This is a genomic window from Rhodococcus sp. BP-349, assembly GCF_019835845.1.
Lineage (GTDB): Bacteria > Actinomycetota > Actinomycetes > Mycobacteriales > Mycobacteriaceae > Rhodococcoides.
The window spans coordinates 86,028-106,962 of sequence record NZ_JABUDR010000003.1 but is presented as its reverse complement, the minus strand read 5'-3'; the positions used below and the strand labels follow the sequence as shown (position 1 = coordinate 106,962).

Here is a 20,935-nt window from a genome sequence, read left to right as displayed (position 1 = left end):
GGCCCCCGACAGTTGGCATGGCGCAGCGCGGCGCTCCCCTGTCAGGGAGCCAGACCGAGTCCCTCCAGGTATGTCGACACGATCGAATTCTTGATCTGGCCGCCTATGGCGCCCGGGAACAAGTCGAACCCGTGGTAAGCGAAGGGCACTTTCGCGAGCGTCACATCGGCACCCAGTTCCTGCGCTCGATCGATGGTGCGGTAGTTCCCCTCCGCAGGAATGAAGTCGTCGAGTTCAGGTTGAATGACGAGAGTCGACGGAACCGAGTCGGTGAGGTACGTCGACGGCGACACTGCACTCAGACGCTCCGGCTGCGACGACGGGGAACCCCCCAGGAAGTCGCTCGTGAATTCGCGAGGGTCCACTCCGACGGGTGCAGCCCCGTTGTCGTAGGTGTATTCCAGATCGCTGACCGGAGCGGCCGCTACGACAGCATCCGGAACGGGAACCTGTCCTGCTTCCGAACAGGACGACGTCGCGGCGCCACCGGCGGCCGACCAGCCCAGCAGTAGCGCGAGATGACCGCCTGCCGAATCACCGAGCACGGTGAGCCGATCCGGGTCCGCCCCCGCGGTGGTGGCCTTGCCCACGGACCAACTCAGCGCGCAGGCCACGTCTTGCGGTGCCTTGTCCCACGTCGGGTAGTCCGGGGTCGACAACCGGTAGTCGACGTTCACCACGAACCAACCGCGACTGGCGTACCACCGTGCGAGGGAATCGGTGTCCTCTGCAGATCCCATGTTCCACGCGCCTCCGTGGATGTACATGAGAACGGGGGCGCCCTCGGCACCGCTCTCCGGCACGAAGACGCGGGCTTCCTGCGCCTTTCCGTCGACGGTGACGTACGACGTGATCTCATCGGGACCCTGCGACGGTGTCGACAGGGTCAACGCTCGCGCAAGGTCCACCGACCCGCCGTCGCCGTGTGTTCCCGTCACCATGACTGCGGTGACGGTCACGGACGCGAAGACTGCGAACACCGTGAAAGCTGTTGCGACGAGCCGTAGCACGGGGCGAAGTCCGGCACGCCACAGCGGAACACACAACAGCACTCCGACGACGCTGAGAACGACCAGGTGTGGCCCGGCGATCGCCCATACGAACGCGGGTAGGAACGTGATGATTCGCGATCCGGCCGGGAACAAGGTCCCGAGCGCAAGATACGTCACCACCACTCCGATGACGGCGGCGACGACGCCACCGGTGGTGCGCAGAACCGACGGTCTCGGGCGGGTCGGTTCTACTGCTTCTGCGCCGCCCGAGGAACTGGCGGGAGTGTCGTTCGAGGTCATCGAGATTCGTCCGATCTGTAGGCGTGGTCGACGTCGCTACACGAGGAAGTCAAGGGTCAGGGAGCGAGATTCTGTTCCTGGAGCCAGTGCCGGATCACGGTGTTCCTGAGCTGACCGCCGATCGACCCCTGGAAGGAATCGAATCCGTGGTACGCAAAAGGCACGTCGGCGAGCGTGACCTCCGCACCAGCATCCTGTGCTTGCTCGACCAGGCGGTAATTGCCCTCGGCCGGGATGAAGTCGTCCCGTTCCGGCTGCAGAACCAGGGTCGGCGGCGCCGACGGACCGATGTAGGTCGACGGAGACACCGCAGCGAGTCGCTCCGGCTGCTCGGCCGGGGTTCCACCGAGGAAATCACGCGTGAAATCCTTCGGGCCGATGCCGAGTGGCGCGGCGCCGTTGTCGTACGTGTAGGTCAGGTCACCGACGGGGTAGCCGGCGACCACCGCGTCCGGAACCGGAACGCCCCCCGCCTCCGGGCAGGACGACACGGCGGCACCGGCCGCGGACGACCATCCGAGGAGCATGGCGAGATGCCCGCCGGCCGAGTCACCCATCACTGTCAGGCGATCCGTGTCCGCACCGGCGAGGCCGGCCTTCCGAGCCGTCCAGCTCAATGCGCACGCGACGTCCTGCGGCGCCTTGTCCCACGTGGGGTAGTCGGCGCCCGACAACCGATAGTCGACGTTCACCACGTACCAGCCCTGGCTGGCGTACCACGATGCGGTCTTGTCGTCCGTTGCCGCTGCTCCCATGTACCACCCGCCGCCGTGGATGTACATCAGGACGGGCGCGCCGTCGGCACCGCTGTCCGGCACGTGGATTCGCGCCTCCTGGGGCTGCCCGTCGACGGTGACGTACGTGGCGATCTCATCCGGCGCTCGGAGCGGACTGGACAACGTGAGCGCCCGCGCGAGATTCACCGACCCACCCTCGCGTGACGCGGCGGTCAGCAGCGAGGCGGTGATGGTGACGGAGGCGACCAGTCCGATGATGACCAACACGGAGGCTGTACCGCGAAGGACCGGCCGGTGTCGCGCCAGCCAGAGCGGAACACACAGAAGCACACCGAGAAGACTCACGACCACCAGCTGAGGCGCGAAGTTGGCCCACACGTACGTCGGCGCCAGAGTGAAGACGCTCTCTCCCGCGGGCACAAGATTGCCCAACGCGAGATAGCTGATCAGAAGACCGATGACGGCCGCGACGACCCCTGCGGCAGTCCGCAGACCCCCGAACCGTACGGGTCGCCTGGCTTTCGCGGCCTGTCCGCGAGCGGAGTCCGGCTCTCGAGTGGAGTTCATGACGTTCTTTCTCGACGGACGTCATCGACGTCGGCTGTCGGGGAGTCGGATGACGCGGTCGGTGGCTGCTCGATACCGTTCAGGACATCGTGGAGTCGACGTTCGAAGTCTGCCGAGTCGCCCGGGAGGAAAGCCAACACGTCGGACAACGGGGCGTCGCCGAAGAGTGAGCCGATGGCATCCATGGACACGTCGGGAAGATGGCCGGCGAGCATGGCGCCGACAGCCGGCCAGACCCGGGCATCGTTCATCAGATCGCGGAGCGTCGAGGCGAGCGTGAGCGTGGTCCCGGTGACGTAGTCGGCCGGCAACTCGTACTCCCAGCTGTGTTCACCCGGCCCGACCTCGTCGACTCGGCCGTCCGGCGCGCCCGGCAACACGACCGTCGCCGATGTCCCGTCGGGTATGTCCACCGTGAGTGTCATGCGCCCGTCCGCGATCCTCCACTCGCAGGCGACGTGCCCGTGCACGGTCGTGTGTCCCACTTTTGCCGAGGTCAGGCCACCACCCGGCTCCGGTGCGATCCGGATTCGGCCCCAGCCCGGCTCCAGCGACTGCAGACCACCGACTACTCGGTGCATCCAGTCGGCCACCGCACCCAGCGCGTAGTGGTTGAGCGATGTCATGCCGGTGGAGTTCACCGTGCCGTCGGGTCGAACGGCGTCCCATCGTTCCCAGATCGTCGTCGCACCCCGGGTCACGGGATAGAGGAACGAAGGGCACTCCTCCTGCATCAGCAATCGGTAGGCCTCGGCCGTGTGGCCGGTGCTGCTCAAGGCGTCGGTGAGCAGCGGCGTGCCGGCGAAACCTGTGCGAATGGTGTAACCATCCCGCTCGACGAGGCGTGCGAGGAGGTTCCCCGCCCGCTCGCGCTGTCCGTCGTCGAGGAGCCCGAAGACGATAGCCAGCGCGTAGGCGGTCGTCGTTTCGCTGGCCAGACGACCGGCGGGAGTGAGGTACTCATGGACGAACGCGTCACGGACCCGGAGGTTCAGGGAACGGAAGTCCTCGGCGTCGGCAGTCTCGCCGAGAAGGTCCGCCGTTGCCGCCATCTGCGCCGTGGTTCTGCAGAGATACGCCTGTGCGACTAGGTATCGATCGGTTCGGGACCCCCCCGGGTCGTTCGCCGGGGCGTCGGGATCGAGCCAGTCTCCGAACTGGAAACCCGTGTTCCACAAGTACTCGTCGCTCAACTGACCCTCGACCTCGCGGACGAACGAGGTCATGGACGCGTAGGCGGACCGGAGCAGGTCGAGCTCGCCGTACTCCTGGTACAGCTGCCACGGGAGATTCACCGCGACGTCGCTCCACAGGGCCGTCGCCGACGATGCGTGCGGCAGCACGTCGGGCACGACCCAGGGGACAGTGCCGATGTCCGCCTGCTCCGCGGCGAGGTCGCGGAGCCAGGAATCCAGCACGCCGCGAACGTCGTAGAGGAAGGTCGCGGTGGAGGCGAACGCGTTGATGTCTCCGGTCCATCCCAACCGCTCGTCGCGTTGGGGGCAGTCGGTCGGGATGCCCACGAAGTTGCCGCGCATCGACCACACGATGTTGTCGTGCAACCTCGTGACCAGGGCCGAGGATGTCTCGAACCACCCGGTTCGGGCCATCTCGGAGTGGACCACCACGGCGGACAGATCGTCGGCGGCGAGCTCCCCGGGCCATCCCTCGAACTCGACGTAGCGGAATCCGTGGAACGTGAACTGCGGTTCGTAGGTCTCGACGCCGGTTCCGGCGAGCACGTAGCGGTCGGTGGCCTCGGCGGACCGGTTGGTCTCCCGCTCGAGTTCGCCACCCGGGGTGAGGATTTCAGCATGCCGCATCGTGATCGTGGTCCCGGCCGGGCCGGTCGCTCTCAGGCGTACCCAACCGGTGAGGACCTGGCCGAAATCGACGATGTACCGCCCCACGTCGGTGCGTCGGACATCGACGGGAGGCACGGCCTCCTGGCGCCGGATCGGCGGGCCCGGGGGCGCACGCAGTGTCTCGGTACTCCAGTCGACGGTGGACGCGGGAACCCAGTCCTCGTCGTCGAAGTCCGCGCGTGTCCACCCGTCCGGCTCGAGACGCGCGTCGAACGTCTCACCCGCGTAGATGCCGTTACCGCGCACGCCACCGGTCCCGACACGGAAACTGTCGTCGGTGGCGACGACCTCGGTCCGACCGGCGTACTCCAGCGTGATCTCGGCGAACAACGCCGGCCTGTCGGCATAGATGTGACGGGTGTTGTTCCACGTCAATGCCCCGCTCGCCCAGCCCTCACCGACCACTGCACCGACAGCGTTCGAGCCCTCTGCCAGCAACTCGGTGATGTCGTACGACCGGACGTCGAGATGATGACGATACGACGTCCAGCCAGGTGACAGAACGTCGTCACCGACACGATGACCGTTGATGTGCGCTACCACGATTCCCAGAGCAGTCACCCGGAGAGTGGCGCGCTGGAGTGAGCGTCCTACCTCGAATCCGCGGCGGAAGTAGGTTGCGGGATCGCCGGCTTCCGTGGGCCGCGCATCGCTGATGAACGTACCTCGCCAGACTGGTTCCACAGTCGTGCCTTTCCGAATGGTTGCTGCGGTTGCTGCAGTGGTCGACACCTAACGGACCGCGTCACTGATGTACCGGACGGTGAGTGCGCCGAGCGTCACCGAGATCGCCATGACGACGAAGACCGGCCGGAACGAACCCGTGAGGGTGACGAGGCCGCCGGCGACAGCCGGTGCTAGGACGCTCGGAAGTGTGTTCGCGATGTTGATCAGTCCGAGGTCGTTTCCCGCACCACCCTTGCTGGGCAGCACCATCGCCACCAGCGCCTGGTCGACCGAGAGATACGTACCGAGGCCGAGGCCCAGAACGGCTGCTGCGACGTACATCCCGGTCATGGTGGGAACGAAGAACAGAATGACGGCCGACGGAACGAGTAACAGACTGGAGATGACGACAAAGATCTTGAGCCGCGCGAATCGGTCCGCCAGGTAACCACCGATGGCCGCAGAGATCAGTGTGAAGACACCGTTCACTGCCGTGAGCGGGACCAGGGCTTCGGTCGCGGCCTCGATGGATCCGTCCCCGACTCGAACGTAATCCCTCAGCATGTACAGCAGGAAACCCAGGGCGCTCGACGCTCCGAACAGAATGAGGAAGCGTCCGGCGGCAGCCATGTAGAAATCTCGGGCTTCGCCCCACGGGGGAAAGCGACGTCCCGACTCACTCGGCTGCCGAACGACGTCGACCGATTCCGTTGTGCGAGAGGGATCTCGCGCGAGAAACGCGAATGCCGATGACGTGGCGACGAAGACGACGAGCACTGCGAAATAGCCGAACACGATCCCGCCGGCTCCCGCCAGTGCAACACCCGCGATCAGGCCCACCATCTGACAGACCGCGAGAGCGCCCGACATCGAGCCGCGGCGCGCGATCGGAACTCGCTCGGGCAACGCTGTGGACACGGCCACTGCGACCGCACTCGTCGCAGACGTCGACAGCGCGAAAAGGACGGTGATGACGACGACATTCTCGGCGACCGCGAGTGCCGACATGAGGGGAATTGCAGCGAGCGCACCTCCCAGAACCCACGTGTTGCGTCTCCCCAACCAACGGCCCGATCCGCGATCGCTCAACCGGCCCCAGACGGGCTGACTGATCAGGCCCGCCAGTGCGGCCACCGCGAGAACTGCGCCGAGTACTCCCACCGATTCTCGCTCGGAATACTGCTCGGCGACCTGCCGACCCAACAGGACCGAAACCACTCCACCTTGGAGGACGAAGAGGCCGAAGACACCGAGAGGCAGCAGGAACACGAGTGCACGACCCATCGGACCCGGCATAGCTTCTGCACCTTCACGGGTCAGGTCGTCCGGGTCCCGAGGCGTCACGGAGGAGGTCATCGGTGGCCTTCCGCATCGGAGGACATCGGTGACGAGATCCGGGTGGACCGGTCCGACAGGGTGATGAAGCGTTCCACCCGAGGACGGAGCAGCTGCATCCATGCGGCATATCCGGCGCCCGTCAAGTGGGTGGCGTCCACAGTGAACTCCACACGCAGGTCACCACTCTCGTCCGCCAGGGCCGGCCAGAGATCGAGGTACTCCACATGATCGGGCGAGTGCTCGACCACGGATCGATACGCGCGGTTGAGAAGCACGAGATCATCCCGGTAGCGCCGAGTTCGCGGCATGACGCTCTGCACGACGACAGGTGTACCGGGTGCGCGGCGCTCGATCTCGGAAAGAAGGGCACGGACGTTCCGGACGATCTCGTGCAAAGGCACTCCGAAGGTCAGGTCGTTGGTACCGATGAGAAGGAATACCGCGGCGGGACGACCGATGGCAGTGTCGAGCCGGTGAAGCAGGTCGATGCTCACCTGGCCGCCGATCCCCCTGTTGGAGACCGGAAGGCCCGGGAACCATTCCTGCCAGAGACCGAGCTCGGTGATGCTGTCACCGAGCAGGACGACATGGCCCTCCGGGGCGGGGAACTGCTCGAATTGCGACGCTCGCATGACTTGGCCCGGACCGAGGAATCGTGTCAGCACGGGTGTCAGAAGCGGCTCGACGATCAATCGTCTCAGCAGACCCGGCGAGAACTCGCCGGGTAGCGAATCATGCGGAGCCCGTGAAGGGTCGGCGTGACTGTCGGTCATGACGTGTCCTCTCGCAACGCAGCCCGTTCGCTCGAGCGTTGTCGGGCAGTGAATGAGCGATCCAGCGGGGTCACCGGAATTCGGTTCGGGCTGTGCCCCGCCGACGGGAGTGGCTGCCCTGCGGGCACCTCTTCCGGTCCGATCCTCGTATTCCACATAGTAAATCATCGTTTCGATAATCGGAAGAGCTGGTCGCGAGCCCGGGTTCGAGTAGCGACAAGACGGGCGGAAGTACCCGCAGATGAATCGGTCGCCGACCGACAGGTCGGAGCACTCCTTCGCTGTGGCCGCCTGCGTGGATTCCGATAATCGGAAATAGTTTACTGCAGGTGGAATGTGATCTAGTCTCGGCAGTCCAAGCACAGGCCCGGACGTGCACGGAAAACAGCATGCAAAGAGCACCCATCTCCGATCACGCCGCTCCGCGCAACCGTCCCCGGTGTCGTTCAGCCCTTACTGCAGGGACGATCACACGAAAAGAGTCGACACCCATGCGAACTGCCTTGATCACCGGTGGTGCCAGCGGCCTCGGCGCCGCGGCCGCCGAAAAACTGCGACACGACGGCCTGACCGTCGTCACCTGCGACATCCTCGGGAATCCCGACATCGTCCTCGACGTCACCGACCCCGGCGAGATCGAACGAGCAGTACGGCAGATCGGCCCGATCGACGTCCTGATCAACTCCGCCGGCCTCGTCGGACCCAACACTCCACTGCACTCGACTACCCCCGATGACTGGCGCACCGTGTTCGAGGTCAACGTCAACGGCACCGTCAACACCATGCGCGCCGTGCTCCCCGGCATGATCGACCGCCGATGGGGACGCATCGTCAACTTCGCCAGCATGGCCGGCAAGGACGGCAACCCCAACCTGTCCGTCTACTCCGCCACCAAAGCCGCCGTGATCGCCCTCACCAAATCCGCCGGCAAAGAACTGGCCACCACCGGAGTACTGGTCAACGCCATCGCCCCGGCCGTCATCGAGACACCGATGAACGCCACGACCGCCCCCGACGTTCTCGCACACATCACCAGCCTCATCCCCATGAAACGAGTAGGACGACCAGCCGAGGTTGCCGCCCTCGTGTCCTGGCTCTCGTCCGATTCCGTCTCCTTCTCCACCGGCGCCGTCTACGACATCAGCGGCGGCCGCGCCACCTACTGACCGACCCACCACCCCACAGACCGGACCCCACGCGGGTCGAGGGTGCCCGGTGCATGACGGCCGATGACTTCCCTCGTGCCGCTCGACGACAGGACGAACGATGACGAATGCACCTTTTCCGGACGACTTCCTCTGGGGTACGGCACATGCCGGACACCAGGTCGAAGGCGACAACGTCGACAGTGACACCTGGTTCGTCGAGAACCTCACCCCGACGGTGTTCGCCGAGCCGTCCGGCAAAGCTGTGAACAACTGGGAACTCTGGAGCGAGGACATCGACCTTGCACACGGTATGGGCCTGAACGCGTACCGCTTCTCCGTGGAGTGGTCCCGCGTGGAACCTGTCGAGGGCAAGTTCTCGACCGATGCGCTCGATCATTACGAATCCATCGTGGACCGATGCCTCGAACTCGGTCTGGCACCCATCGTGACTCTCAATCACTTCACCTGCCCACACTGGTTCGCGATGCGCGGCAGTTGGCTGGACACCTCGGCACCCGACTCGTTCGCGCGCTACTGCGACCGCGTGATCGAACGCTTCGGAGACCGCATCGCCTACGCGATCACCGTCAACGAGCCGAACCTTCCACAGTTGCTCGAACTGACGGGCCTGCCCTACTCCGTCATCGACTTCGCTCGAGCAACCTTGTCCGCAGCGGCGGAGGTATCGGGTGTCCCACGATACGGACTCGCCAATATCGTTCCGCCCGAGAACATTCGAGGATTCATCGACGGTATCACTGCCGGCCATATCGCAGCCCGAGCCGTGATCAAGACCCGCTACGCAGACCTCCCTGTCGGCCTGTCGTTGGCGATCATGGACGACGTGGTGGTCGGTGACGACCCGACTGCCCGTGACGGCAAACGAGTCGACGTCTACCGACACTGGCTCGAACTCGCCCGCGAGGACGACTTCATCGGCGTACAGAACTACGAGCAGGTCCACTTCGACGGTCACGGCGTGACACGACCACCCGAGGGCGCCGTGACCACGCACATCGGGACCGTGATCGACCCGTTCTCCCTGGCCGGAGCCGTCCGGTACGCCTACGAGGAGGCCCGGGTACCGGTGATGGTCACGGAACACGGAATGTCGACACCGGACGATACCGCGAGAGCCGCCTTCATCAAGCCGTCGCTCCGCGGTCTGCAGTCCGTGATCGACGACGGTGTGCCGGTGCTGGGATATCTCCATTGGTCCTTGTTGGACAACTTCGAATGGACCTCCGGCTTCGGCGCCCAGTACGGCCTTGTCGCAGTCGATCGCGAGACGTTCGTTCGCACGCCCAAGCCGAGTGCCGCGGTGTACTCGGCGATCGCGCGAGCGAACTCCGTCTGAACCGTCGCGTCGGTCATCTCGACTCGCCGGAGCGCGGGATACGGACACCCTCGAGGGGGTGCCACACCGATCAGGAAGCTACGTCGAGCGCACACCGTGCTCAGTAGTGCCGCAAGGGTTCACAGTTGGGGCAGCGACGGGGGGGTGTCCATGAGCTGTCGCACCACGTGGGTCACCGAGTCCAGGACCCGGTCGGCGAAGTCGTCGTCGTTTCGCTCGGTCGACAGCACCCAGGTGTCCTCACCGGCCACTTCGCCGGCCAGTTCGAGGACCATGATCGCGGTACGCGCGGTGGCCCTGCAGTACAGGTCGTGGGACGGTCGTCCGAGTCGATCGGCCAGAGCGTTCTGCAGTCGAGTCCGCTCGTCGGTGTACTGCTCGAGCAACCGGGTCGCCAATGAGGACGATTGCAGGATGACCTGTCGGATCTGCAGGAATCGTTCGAGCCCTGCACGCGGGACAGTCAACGCCGCTCGCACAGCGTGGCCGAGGGAAACCTCGACCGGCTCGTCCGCAGGCCTACTGCGAAACTCGGTTGCCATCTGACCGTTCAGTTCGAGCGGACCCATGACCAGCATGTCCTTGCTCGGGTAATAGCGGTAGAGGGTCGTCGTACCCACCTGCGCCCGCGCCGCGATCTCCTCCATCGTCGTCTGTTCGTATCCACGTTCGAGAAACAGCGGGAACGCGGCGTCGAGGATGAGTTCGCGCGTCTGCGCAGCATGTTTTTCCCGGAGGCCCATGGCACCAGATTAACAGCCCGACCCGACTCGGGTCTCACTACCGACCGGTAGTGACATCCGGCACAACTGCGTAAATGGTAGTGACTACCGAGATGGTTCATGGTTCTGTATGTGCAGTCGGTACCAGGCGATGGCGGAGGCCATCCACACGAGAGGCATTTCGATGGCATGGCAACTCTTCCGGTTGGGCCGCTGGTCCTTCCTGCACCGCAAACTCGTGGCAGGGGTGTGGGCACTGCTCCTCCTGGTAGGCATCGTGGGGGCCGCGACCCTCGACACCAAGACGAGCGATGCATTCACGCTCGGAGGGGTCGAATCGACCGAGGCGTTCGACCTGATCAGCGATCGCACGGGCGAGAGCGCTGACGGCGCCACTGCCCGCATCGTCTTCGAGGCGCCGGAGGGCCAGAAGCTCACGGACCCCCAGAACACCGCGGCAGTGAACGACGCTCTCGGCGCCCTCCGGAGCGACCACGTCCAAGCTGTAGCCGATCCGTTCACAGCAGGAACAGTGTCGGAGAACGGGCGCGCCGCCTACGCCACGGTGACCTATTCCGTACCCGCCATCGAACTGGTCGACGCCGACCGGACGGCGCTCGAGAACGTCAGCGCCGCGGGTGAACGAGCAGGACTGCAGATGTCCGTCGGCGGCGACGCGGCTGCGGTGGAACAACACCTGCCTCTCGGAGAACTCATCGGCACCGGGGTGGCGATCATCGTCCTCGCCATCACCTTCGGTTCACTCCTGGCCGCCGGGATGCCCTTGCTCACCGCACTCATCGGAGTCGGTATCGGCGTCCTGGGCATCACCGTCGTCAGCGCATTCATCGACCTCAGCTCCACCACCTCCGTGCTGGGGACGATGCTCGGACTCGCCGTCGGCATCGACTACGCACTGTTCATCATGTCCCGGTACCAGAGCGAGATACGGCAAGGCCACTCGCTCGAGAACGCGGCAGGGCGCGCGGTCGGTACTGCCGGATCCGCCGTCGTCTTCGCCGGTCTCACCGTCATCATCGCGCTGGCCGGCCTGGCCATCTGCGGAATCGATTTCCTCACCCAGATGGGCCTCGGAGGAGCCTTCATGGTCCTCATCGCGGTTCTGGTCGCGCTGACCCTCCTCCCTGCGATCCTCGGCTTCGCAGGCCAGAAAGTCGCCCGAGGAAAGATGTCCGCCGCCGTACCCGACGTCGACTCCGACGGCAGCACGTCCACCGGCGACGTCGCCGCTCCGCGCACCAATGGTCGTCGGTGGGTCGAAGCGGTCAGTGCACGCAAGTGGCCGGCGCTGATCGCAGGCCTCGCCGTCGCCGTCGTGGTGTCCATCCCCATCGCTTCGATGGAACTGGCGATCCCCGACGAGGGAACCGCGCCGGCCGGCACCAGTGGCCGCGTCGCCTTCGACACCATCGCGGAGAACTTCGGTCCCGGTGCCAACGGACCGCTGATCGTCGTGATCGACACCGCCGGTTCGGCTGATCCCACCGCCGCGGTGAACGCTGCCGTGCAACGACTCGACGGCATCCGCGACGACGTCGTCGCCATCGTGCCCCCGGCAGTGGAGTCCCTGGATCAGCAGCTCGCGGCCGTGAAGTTCACGACCATCCAGATCCTCCCCGGCAGTGGACCTTCCGACGTTGCCACCAAGAATCTCGTCGCCGAGATCCGGGGTTCGATGGCCGACCTCCCCGCCGATACCGGTGCCCGCGCACTGGTGACCGGTCAGACCGCAGTCGGAGTCGACATCGCCGACAGCCTGACATCGGTGTTCCCGCTGTACCTCGCCGTCGTGGTCACCTTGGCTTTCCTTCTTCTGGTCCTGGTGTTCCGGTCCATCCTCGTTCCCCTCAAGGCTGCCCTCGGATTCCTCCTTTCCGTCGGCATCTCCCTGGGCGCCACCGTCGCCGTCTTCCAGTGGGGGTGGTTGTCCGAACTCATCGGCGTGGACACCGAGTCCCCGATCGTGTTCCTGCTTCCGTTGTTGCTCACCGGCATCCTGCTCGGTCTGGCCATGGACTACGAGGTCTTCCTCGTGAGCCGCATGCGTGAAGCGCACGTTCACGGCACCGAGGCACGACGCGCGGTCATCATCGGATTCCAGTACAGCGCCCGCGTCGTCGTCGCAGCAGCCGTCATCATGTTCGGTGTCTTCGCCGGCTTCGCACTGACCGACCAGCTCATCATCAAGACCATCGGCTTCGCACTGGCGATCGGAATCCTCGCCGACGCCTTCCTCGTTCGCATGCTCATCGTCCCCGCCGTCATGCTGATCGTCGGCGAGAAGATGTGGTGGCTACCGGCATGGCTCGACAGACTCCTGCCGAACCTCGACATCGAAGGCGAAGGCCTCGCGGACAAGGTCCCATCGCCCACACGCAGAGAACCCGCACTCGACTGAACCCGAATCCAGGCGGCCACCTCCACACGGAGGTGGCCGCCTTAATTCGGCCGTCTCCACACGTGTTCCGAATATCGGAACTGCTTTACTGTAAATGGAATGTGGCCTATTCTGGGCCTGTCGCGGCAGGGACCCGACACCCACGACGAGGAGGACGACACAGTGTCGACACCATCAGTCACGCTCGCCTCCCGAGAGAGTTACGTCCTCGCGGAAGGACCGGTGTGGGATCGCCTTCGTCACGTGCTGATGTGGGTGGATATTCAGCGTGGGCTGGTCCTCACCGGCCGACTCCACGAGGACGGCACCGTGACCGAGGAGGAGCGAGTCCGGTTCCCCGGGACCGTCGGCGCCGTGGCCCCCTCGGCCGACAGTCCCGAAGAATGGATCGTCGCCGGTGCCGATCGTGTTCTCTACCGTGACGCGGACGGCCGCGTCACCGACGGGCCCGTCCTGCTGTCCCCGGACTCGACGCGACGCCTGAACGACGGCAAGCCGGACCCTGCCGGCCGATTTCTGGTCGGTAGCCTGAGCCTCGAGGGCGAGTCGCACACGGAGACACTCGTCGTCGTTCGCGAGACGGGGTCGGTCGACACCGTCGACGACGACCTCACGCTCTCGAACGGACTCGCCTGGTCGCCGGCCGGAGACACGCTCTACTCGGTGGACACGATTCGACGGACCATCAGTCGGCGCGGCTGGGATCCCGCGGGCAGCGTGCCGACGTCGCCACGGGAGACGTTCGTGACACTGACCGACGGCTACCCGGACGGCATCTGTATGGACTCCGAGGGTGCTCTCTGGGTGGCGGTGTGGGGACTCGGGGAAGTTCGTCGATACACCTCGGACGGACATCTCGACACGGTCGTCGCGGTTCCGGCACCCCACGTCTCGAGCGTCGCCTTCGGTGGGACGGACCTGCGTACGTTGATCGTCACGACCGCCACCGACGGGTTGTCGGACCAGCAGCGTGCAGAGCACCCCTTCTCCGGTCACCTCTTCACGCTCCGCACGACCGTTCCCGGTGTCGTACAACCTTTCTGGCGCGGACGACCGCGGCGTTCAGCCGAAGCGGAGCACTGACAGCAGTGGCTGTCGATGCAACGAATGCCGGCCCCACCCGACACGACGTCAGCGGCGACCGCGCCACCTACTGACCGACCCACCACCCCGGAGGCAACCCCATGATTCCCTTCAACGACGAATGGACGTTCGTCTCGGCGAGCGACGAGGCCCGACCCGTCACTCTTCCGCACGACGCCATGTTGGGCGAAGGGCGAGATCCGGCCGCACCCGCACAGGGAATGAGCGGGTACTTCAAGGGTGGCTCCTACACATACCGCAAGACGTGGACACTGAGCGAATCGCTCCGCGACAAGCAAGTCGAGTTGGTGTTCGAGGGCATCTTCCGCAACAGCACGATCAGTGTCGACGGAACGGTCGTGGGTGGCTGCCGCGGCGGCTACCGGGAGTTCTCGGTCGACGTCACCGACCACGTCGAGGCCGGACGCTCCTCCGTCATCGAGGTGCTGGCCGACAACTCGATGCAGCCGAACTCACGGTGGTACACCGGATCCGGCATCTATCGTCCGGTGTGGCTCTCGGTACACGATCGTGCGCTGCGGTTCGCCCGCGACGGTATCCGCACCCGAGTGACCTCCACCGGGGATCCAGCCCGCCTGGCTGTCGAGTGCCTGGTGGACGGCACTGCAGAGACTCGTGGAGAGGTGTCGGTACACATCGCTGTCGAGGACGAGCGCGGAGTCGTCGCCGACCGGACGATCGTCGTCACCGGTGATCGCGTCACCTCCGAGATCGACATCGTCGCACCTCGACTGTGGTCGGACGTCTCTCCCAACCTGTACCGCGCCGTGATCCAGCTGCTCCGTGACGGAGACGTCGTCGACGAGCATCGCTTCCGCCTCGGGTTGCGCACCGTGGAGCTCGTTCCCGGTCGCGGGCTGGTTGTCAACGGGGTCGAGACGACGCTGCGCGGCGCCAACATTCATCACGACAACGGCGTGATCGGGGCCACGACTCTCGCAGCTGCCGAGCATCGACGTGTCAGGATTCTCAAGGACAACGGCTTCAACGCCATCCGCAGTGCGCACAATGCGATGTCGCGGTCCCTTCTGGACGCGTGCGACGAGCTCGGAATGTATGTGATGGACGAGACCTACGATGCGTGGCGCATCGCCAAGACCCCGCACGACGACGCCGATCGGTTCGACGACCAGTGGCGTGACGAGGCCCGCGCGATGATCGAGAAGGATCGCAACCGCGCGTCCGTGATCATGTACTCCATCGGCAACGAGATTCCGGACATCACCGAGGCATCAGGCGTAGCCCTGGCACGTGAGATGGCGGAGTTCGCCCGGTCCACCGACTCGACCCGGCCCGTGACGCTGGGCGTGAACTTCCTCGTGTTCGCCCTGGCGCTCATCAAGATGCCCATGTTCGGGGAGGGTTCCATCGTCTCGGCCACGGCATCCGACGACACCGTGGCCAGCAGCACCACGGCCAACATCATCGCCAACCGCGTGGGAAAGCTGATCAACCTCTGCAGTCGTCTCCCCCTCATGGGTAGAGCGGTCAAGCCGACATTCGACGCGCTCGACGTGGCGTCCTACAACTATGCGCACTCTCGCTACGGTGTCGACTCCCGCCGGCACCCGTCGCGAATGATCCTCGGCACGGAATCGGTGCCGGGCGACCTGCCGGTGATCTGGGAGAAGGTGAAGAAGACGCCGAACGTCATCGGCGACTTCATGTGGACCGGATGGGACTACCTCGGTGAAGCAGGGGTGGGCACCTGGACGTACGGCCGCCGCGGCGCGCCCTTGATGAAGTCCTACCCGTTCGTCACCGGCGGCTGCGGAGCCGTCGACATCACCGGGCATGCGGGTGCTCCTGCCTTCCTGGCCAAAGCGGTCTGGGATCCGCAGGCCCCTCCCCGTATTGCCGTGCGTCCTTTGAACTATTCGGATCAGAAGACAGCTCGTTCCGCATGGCGCCCCTCCGACGCAATCGACAGTTGGTCCTGGTCCGGGCGCGATGGGCAAACGGCGTTCGTCGAGGTGTATTCCGCGGACGACGAGATCGAGATCCTGATCAATTCGCGCTCGATCGGGCGGAAGTCGGCAGGTCGCACGTCGGACTTCGTGGCCCGATTCGAGACCCCCTACGAAGCCGGTGAGATCACGGCGATCGGATATCGGTCCGGCATCGAGACGGGGCGATCCTCGTTGCAGACCGCGCGCCGACCGGAACTTCGGATCGACTCCGATCGAACGCATCTGGCAGCCGACGGGCAGGACGCCGCGTTCCTCTCGATTCTAGTCGCCGACAGCGCAGGGAACGTGGAATCGTTGGACGACGACGAGGTGGACCTCGCCGTGACGGGCGCAGCAACACTCGTCGGTTTCGGTAACGGCGCGCCGCACACCACGGAGTCCTACGCCGACGCCACCCACACGACCTTCTTCGGACGAGCACTCGCCGTGATCCGCTCGACCGGAGAATCCGGAACCGTCACCGTCACCGCAACGAGCAGAAGACACGGAAGTTCCGTCGTCACCCTCACCTCGGAATGAGTGCCGTCGAGTGCGTTGTTGCTCTTATAACCCTGTCGGACAACATTATTCAGTAACAATCACGATCGCCGTCGCGACAGACAGGAGACACGACCGACGACGAGAAGTGGGGACATGCTCTCCCCGCGGTGAGCGAGAAGCACGTGTACACCAGATCGGAACGAACAGCACGAATGTCGACAGGGCGGGGCGCCGGATGGGTTGTGGTCGTGACCGCTCTCGTGACGCTTCTCCTCGGTTCGGGCCTGGCCTCCACAGCTGATGCGGCCCGGGGTTTTCGCGTGTAGCGCAACCGCAGCGGTAGGCGGTGGGCCGGCCGGTACTGGGTGACGTTCACGAACTCGATGCGACAGGGTGATGGTCGACAACCGCCTCGCCAGCTCTACGTGCCATGAAGCCATCACTGGTCGAGGGTGAGGTGATGGCCCTTTGCTCAGCCCACATCAGGAGCACCGAAGGCGTCGAGCATGGGTAGCAGCAGAAACCACGAGCCCCCGCTGGGCAGAAACCACCAGCCACCGCTGGGCGGACCGCCAGTCATGGCTCAGACTCGGCACGTGGTGGACGCCCATGGCTACACGACTCTTAATCAGACGGTCTATTGGACCCAGTACAGACAACTTGGCGATGCCCTGACCAGGAGTTATGCAGCGTTGATCTTCGCCCGGAGGGCCCGAACACGCGAGTTTCGAGTTGAAAGTCATGAATAAGTAGTGAGTGGCACCGAAACCAGAAGGGCCCCTGATCAGTATAACCGCTGATCAGGGGCCCTTTTTGGTGCGCCCACAGGGACTCGAACCCCGGACCCAGTGACTATGCCCGGCGAAGGCAAAGAATCCCATTGGGACCACGAAAGTCCACCTGACCAGCACGGATTAAGAGTCGAACGACCACACGGGACCACCACAATTCAGGTGGGGCCAGAATGAAAGTCATGAATAAGTGATGAGTGGCCTGTGAGGTGTCAGGTGGTCCGCGTAGAGCATTGATCGGCTGTCGTAGAAGATCTGCGCCAACAAAGTCGGATGAATAGGCCCAGTCGATTGCTGCTAACGGGTGACCCATTCCGGGCCCGCGAAGAGGCCTCGATCCAGCGGCGCAGTGCCGGAGATCATGACCAGAAGCCGGAAGTGGAAGCCGACCTCGGGTCCGTTAGCGCGTTCGACGATCAATCGGTGATCGGTGAGGGCCTCGACGACACTGATGATGGGATCAGGGACCCAACCCAACCGGGTCTCGACCTGGTCGGCGACGAGGAAGGCCTGCGGGTTCACCGGATTTTCGGTGTCGCGAACCAGTCGGAGTTCATCGCCGGTTCGCAGTTCGGCGATGCGACTCTGTTCCTGCTGATCGAGGTGCCGGACTCCGTGGGTGAGAAACGGGAACGACACGAAGTCGCCGGACCCACTCACTGGTGCGGGTAGGAGCTCAATGGTATCGCCGACCCGCTGACCATGAGATCGCGCGAGTACCTCGAACGGTGCGGCGCCCACGGGTAGTCCGAGGGCGGTCATCGATGCCGCACGGTCCGGACGACGAGACGAGACAACCCGCTCGGCGAAAACGGGGAAGAGGGATTCGGCGCGCATCATCCCGTCACGGGCGTGCGCCAAGCCGGGTAGAGGCCTGAAGTCCGGCCGCTCCAGGGCGGATCGCAGGTAGGCGAAGCTGTAATGATCCGACGCCTGTTGCAGGAAACCAATCGGAACGTACCGGCGAGTCTCTGGATCCCTGCGGGTGACGAGCAGCCTGCTCAGAGAAGGGGGCGCGGCATCGGGAGCGCGTTCAACGACTTCGATGGTCATGCTGTCAACCTCCTCCGGTTCGTCTCCAACAGCGTACTGATGAAGCTACGTCGGAGCTCTGACATTTCCGGTACAGAGAGCAAGATCGACTCGATGGTCTCCTGATCGACGGCGCCGATCCGCTCGATCCACGTCCGGGCCTGCGGTCCGGCGCGACGGACTGCAGAGATCGCGAGATCGACGAGTGTCACGCGTCGTCCGTCTTCGAAGCGACCAGCGAAACCGCCGGCAGCGAGCACGGTCGGATCCTTGGTGGGCATGTGTTCGTCCTGCAGTCCGGACACAAGCGCGCTGCCGTGGTCGAACGATGCGGCCAGTGACCGGCTACCGTTCGCGTTTTGTGTAATCACACCCCAGTTGATGGCGTGTCGGTCCGTGTTCGCGATCCACGCGTCGAACAGAAGGTATCCGGCGAACTGATCGAAGCCGCTCATCGTCGCCGTCGCTGCACCGGACGGGCCGACATCGTCGAGGAGTCGCTCGATGTTGTCGAGGTTGTGACCGATGCGGTTCTTCGGACGATCGTCACCAGCACATGACCTGTAGCCGGCGAATTCAGAGAGGAGGGTGTCGCCGGACTCGAGCGACGAACCGTCCGGGGTGACGTTCTTGGAAATGATCCCGATCTCCGAGCCCCTCTGCGCCAGCTCCACCCTTGCTGAGGGAAGGCCGATGACGCTCGCCAGCTCGGAGGCGATCTTCTCCGACCAGTCGTCGTACCGACGGTAACTCGCTGCTTTGATCGGCTTGAACAGCCACCACCTGGACTGGCCCTCGCGCCGAGAATCCGAGTCGAGTGCAACCCAGTCCTTGGGGTCGAGCCCGCGAGCCTCCTGACTGACCACCACCCACCCCGAAATGTCCCACACCGCAAACGTCTGCTTCATGGGCGAGGAGTGGGGGCGCACAGTGAATGCTGACACGAGCGCCGCAGAACTGCTGACGGGCGACCGGATCGGACAAGGTGTCGCACCCTCGGCGTTACCACTCCGCACTGATCGGCTAGCTCACTTCAGCGCAGCCTCGAGTTCGGCGATCTCACGTTTCAGCTGGGCATTCTCTGTGGCCGAGAACCTTCTGATCTGCATCGCGAGTACCGCACGCGCCTGCAGATCATCGAACCCGAACCGAACCTTCAGCGCAGCGACGGCCGAATCGTCGTCCGTGGACTGTGCCACCACGCTCATGACCTCGACGGTGTTGTCGAGACACAGCTGCAACGCACGGAGAACCCTCAACCGTTCTCCATGACCTGTCATGCTCTCGGACATCTCTCACTCCTATTCGGGTCCATCGAAAACGGTCATCGCCAACTCCACGATCTGGCCGTCGGACAACACCGGGGTCACGTCGCTGAGCACCACCCGTGCGTAGCACTGACCTGCGGCGATCACGACAGCCCGGGCTTCGTCATCACGACCTGCTACGGCATCGGGATCGCCGGCCGCGGAGGCGAGAATCGCAGCCCACTCCTCCAACGCCTCGCGCACGAAGTCGAACCACAGGCCCCGCACGAGCGGACTCACCAGGGCCTGCGACATCGCCGATCGCGCCAACACATCATCGGAGAGACTGCGACCGAGAGCCGCGACCAGCGCCGCCAGCACAACCTCCCGACTGGCGCCCGAAAAGCTCTCCTCTCGCGGATATTCGGGGGCCGCAATAGCTTTCTCCGACACCATGTCGGCGATCAGACTTGCTCCGGTTCCCCAACGCTGGACGATCACCTCACGTGCGACACCCGACTGCTTGGAGACCCGGTCGATGAGATCCCGCGCCAGAAGACCGTCCGACGTGCGCATCTTCGACTCCACCACGCGAAGCACCGCCGGCCGATCAGCGTCGAAGAGACCCCTCATTGCTTCTCCGTCGTGTTCACCCATCACGACAGTCGATCACGAACCCACCGCACGGAAGTCCGGAACGACGACGATTTCACATGATGCAGAGCTGCCGGCCATCCTCACTCGTCCACGCTCGATAGCCGTATGGTCACCCCATGATGAATGGCGACCGCAGTAATGACGGTTCGCCTCTACCGCCGGCCCAGGATTCGACGAGACCTTCTCCTTCAGCATGGTGGCAGTGGTCGATGATTGCCGTGACTGTGTTAGCGACCGTCGCATGTGTCGTCATTCTGTGGGCCTTCATTCCACCCACCGTGCTGTTCCCGATCTTCGCCCTCGCCTCCACTATTTTGATCTTTCTCGGCCTGGCGTGGCTGGTTCTCGCAATCATCGGGTGGGCGAAGTTCCGGGCACGGAAACTTCCGTCGATCTCAGCGGTCGTAGTTGTGTCCACCGTCATCCTGGTGGCGTTCTCGGTGCCACCACGGGCAGCGTTCGCCGTGTCGCAGGGCGCCCTCAAGGACCTCGCGACCGACTGCAACCGGTCCTTCCAAACCCAACAGGCAGGTGCGTACACAGTCCGTTACATCCAGCCCATCGACGGTGGATGCCTCCTCTACGTCGTAGGTGGGCTGATCGATTCGGTCGGGTTCGCGTACCTACCCGACCGCACGCCCTACCTCGGTGAACCGCGACGCGACGGCGAGCGCGGATACACCGAACTTCGAAGCGACTGGTACACGTTCGTCGAACAGTTCTGACGACGCCGACGTGTCCAGCGGGCTCGATCGCAAACAACTCCAGCC

16 protein-coding genes are annotated in these 20,935 nt (G+C 64.6%); 6 read left to right on the top strand and 10 right to left on the bottom strand.

Translation table 11 applies throughout. The features are described 5' to 3' along the window. Positions 1-41 precede the first annotated feature (41 nt). The 5 genes from HQ325_RS16850 to HQ325_RS16830 are packed head-to-tail and all read right to left on the bottom strand — an operon-like array spanning position 42 to position 7,238. Positions 42-1,292 (bottom strand): alpha/beta hydrolase, encoded by a 1,251-nt coding sequence (locus HQ325_RS16850; protein WP_222631272.1) that lies wholly within the window; start codon positions 1,290-1,292, stop codon positions 42-44. A gap of 56 nt (positions 1,293-1,348) precedes the next feature. Then, complete coding sequence (locus tag HQ325_RS16845; RefSeq protein WP_222631270.1) at positions 1,349-2,596, bottom strand: alpha/beta hydrolase; 1,248 nt, start codon at positions 2,594-2,596, stop codon at positions 1,349-1,351. Continuing rightward, positions 2,593-5,145, bottom strand: coding sequence for a glycoside hydrolase family 78 protein (locus HQ325_RS16840; RefSeq protein WP_308014735.1), 2,553 nt, complete (start codon positions 5,143-5,145; stop codon positions 2,593-2,595). The genes HQ325_RS16845 and HQ325_RS16840 overlap by 4 nt, the downstream gene beginning before the upstream one ends. A 48-nt stretch (positions 5,146-5,193) precedes the next feature. Then, on the bottom strand, positions 5,194-6,423 hold the full coding sequence (locus HQ325_RS16835) for an MFS transporter (RefSeq protein ID WP_222631269.1): 1,230 nt from the start codon (positions 6,421-6,423) through the stop codon (positions 5,194-5,196). A gap of 56 nt (positions 6,424-6,479) precedes the next feature. Then, complete coding sequence (locus HQ325_RS16830) at positions 6,480-7,238, bottom strand: GDSL-type esterase/lipase family protein (protein WP_222631268.1); 759 nt, start codon at positions 7,236-7,238, stop codon at positions 6,480-6,482. A gap of 491 nt (positions 7,239-7,729) precedes the next feature. Here HQ325_RS16830 and HQ325_RS16825 point away from each other — a divergent pair, with 491 nt between their 5' ends. Both HQ325_RS16825 and HQ325_RS16820 read left to right on the top strand, forming a co-directional pair. After that, positions 7,730-8,404, top strand: coding sequence for an SDR family NAD(P)-dependent oxidoreductase (locus HQ325_RS16825; RefSeq protein WP_222631267.1), 675 nt, complete (start codon positions 7,730-7,732; stop codon positions 8,402-8,404). Between the two features lie 100 nt (positions 8,405-8,504). Next, the gene (locus HQ325_RS16820) at positions 8,505-9,743 is read left to right on the top strand and encodes a glycoside hydrolase family 1 protein (RefSeq protein WP_222631266.1); all 1,239 of its coding nucleotides are present in this window, start codon (positions 8,505-8,507) and stop codon (positions 9,741-9,743) included. Between the two features lie 119 nt (positions 9,744-9,862). Here the strand turns inward: HQ325_RS16820 and HQ325_RS16815 are convergent, their stop codons facing one another. Then, positions 9,863-10,486: a TetR/AcrR family transcriptional regulator gene (locus tag HQ325_RS16815; RefSeq protein ID WP_222631265.1), complete on the bottom strand. Its 624-nt coding sequence runs from the start codon at positions 10,484-10,486 to the stop codon at positions 9,863-9,865. A 163-nt stretch (positions 10,487-10,649) separates the two neighbouring features. On the opposite strand from HQ325_RS16815, the gene HQ325_RS16810 reads away from it, so the two are divergent. The 3 genes from HQ325_RS16810 to HQ325_RS16800 all read left to right on the top strand — a co-directional run bounded on the left by HQ325_RS16810 (position 10,650) and on the right by HQ325_RS16800 (position 16,477). Beyond that, positions 10,650-12,884, top strand: coding sequence for an MMPL family transporter (locus tag HQ325_RS16810; protein ID WP_222631264.1), 2,235 nt, complete (start codon positions 10,650-10,652; stop codon positions 12,882-12,884). A 99-nt stretch (positions 12,885-12,983) separates the two neighbouring features. Then, positions 12,984-13,967, top strand: a complete 984-nt coding sequence (locus HQ325_RS16805) for an SMP-30/gluconolactonase/LRE family protein (RefSeq protein ID WP_222631263.1) — start codon at positions 12,984-12,986, stop codon at positions 13,965-13,967. Between the two features lie 101 nt (positions 13,968-14,068). Beyond that, the gene (locus tag HQ325_RS16800) at positions 14,069-16,477 is read left to right on the top strand and encodes a glycoside hydrolase family 2 TIM barrel-domain containing protein (RefSeq protein ID WP_222631262.1); all 2,409 of its coding nucleotides are present in this window, start codon (positions 14,069-14,071) and stop codon (positions 16,475-16,477) included. A 1,049-nt stretch (positions 16,478-17,526) separates the two neighbouring features. On the opposite strand, the gene HQ325_RS16795 is transcribed toward HQ325_RS16800, so the two are convergent. The 4 genes from HQ325_RS16795 to HQ325_RS16780 form a co-directional block, all read right to left on the bottom strand. After that, entirely contained in the window at positions 17,527-18,282 is a 756-nt protein-coding gene (locus HQ325_RS16795) for a hypothetical protein (RefSeq protein WP_222631260.1), read from the bottom strand. After that, positions 18,279-19,190 carry a hypothetical protein gene (locus HQ325_RS16790; RefSeq protein ID WP_308014738.1) on the bottom strand — a complete coding sequence of 304 codons (912 nt, stop codon included), beginning with the start codon at positions 19,188-19,190 and terminating at the stop codon, positions 18,279-18,281. Before HQ325_RS16790 ends, HQ325_RS16795 begins: the two co-directional genes overlap by 4 nt. Positions 19,191-19,289: 99 nt before the next feature. Continuing rightward, positions 19,290-19,541 (bottom strand): DNA gyrase subunit A, encoded by a 252-nt coding sequence (locus HQ325_RS16785; RefSeq protein ID WP_222631259.1) that lies wholly within the window; start codon positions 19,539-19,541, stop codon positions 19,290-19,292. A 21-nt stretch (positions 19,542-19,562) separates the two neighbouring features. Further along, positions 19,563-20,141: a hypothetical protein gene (locus HQ325_RS16780; RefSeq protein WP_222631258.1), complete on the bottom strand. Its 579-nt coding sequence runs from the start codon at positions 20,139-20,141 to the stop codon at positions 19,563-19,565. Between the two features lie 233 nt (positions 20,142-20,374). Here HQ325_RS16780 and HQ325_RS16775 point away from each other — a divergent pair, with 233 nt between their 5' ends. After that, positions 20,375-20,890 carry a hypothetical protein gene (locus HQ325_RS16775; RefSeq protein ID WP_222631257.1) on the top strand — a complete coding sequence of 172 codons (516 nt, stop codon included), beginning with the start codon at positions 20,375-20,377 and terminating at the stop codon, positions 20,888-20,890. Positions 20,891-20,935: the final 45 nt, after the last annotated feature.

Excerpts from the sequence above, each read along its gene's own strand:
- HQ325_RS16850 (WP_222631272.1), bottom strand. The coding sequence starts at position 1,292 with ATGACCTCGAACGACACTCCCGCCAGTTCCTCGGGCGGCGCAGAAGCA.
- HQ325_RS16775 (WP_222631257.1), top strand. The coding sequence starts at position 20,375 with ATGATTGCCGTGACTGTGTTAGCGACCGTCGCATGTGTCGTCATTCTG.
- HQ325_RS16785 (WP_222631259.1), bottom strand. The coding sequence starts at position 19,541 with ATGACAGGTCATGGAGAACGGTTGAGGGTTCTCCGTGCGTTGCAGCTG.
- HQ325_RS16825 (WP_222631267.1), top strand. The coding sequence starts at position 7,730 with ATGCGAACTGCCTTGATCACCGGTGGTGCCAGCGGCCTCGGCGCCGCG.
- HQ325_RS16830 (WP_222631268.1), bottom strand. The coding sequence starts at position 7,238 with ATGACCGACAGTCACGCCGACCCTTCACGGGCTCCGCATGATTCGCTA.
- HQ325_RS16805 (WP_222631263.1), top strand. The coding sequence starts at position 12,984 with ATGTGGCCTATTCTGGGCCTGTCGCGGCAGGGACCCGACACCCACGAC.
- HQ325_RS16815 (WP_222631265.1), bottom strand. The coding sequence starts at position 10,486 with ATGGGCCTCCGGGAAAAACATGCTGCGCAGACGCGCGAACTCATCCTC.
- HQ325_RS16820 (WP_222631266.1), top strand. The coding sequence starts at position 8,505 with ATGACGAATGCACCTTTTCCGGACGACTTCCTCTGGGGTACGGCACAT.
- HQ325_RS16810 (WP_222631264.1), top strand. The coding sequence starts at position 10,650 with ATGGCATGGCAACTCTTCCGGTTGGGCCGCTGGTCCTTCCTGCACCGC.
- HQ325_RS16780 (WP_222631258.1), bottom strand. The coding sequence starts at position 20,141 with ATGAGGGGTCTCTTCGACGCTGATCGGCCGGCGGTGCTTCGCGTGGTG.
- HQ325_RS16795 (WP_222631260.1), bottom strand. The coding sequence starts at position 18,282 with ATGACCATCGAAGTCGTTGAACGCGCTCCCGATGCCGCGCCCCCTTCT.
- HQ325_RS16800 (WP_222631262.1), top strand. The coding sequence starts at position 14,069 with ATGATTCCCTTCAACGACGAATGGACGTTCGTCTCGGCGAGCGACGAG.
- HQ325_RS16845 (WP_222631270.1), bottom strand. The coding sequence starts at position 2,596 with ATGAACTCCACTCGAGAGCCGGACTCCGCTCGCGGACAGGCCGCGAAA.
- HQ325_RS16835 (WP_222631269.1), bottom strand. The coding sequence starts at position 6,423 with ATGCCGGGTCCGATGGGTCGTGCACTCGTGTTCCTGCTGCCTCTCGGT.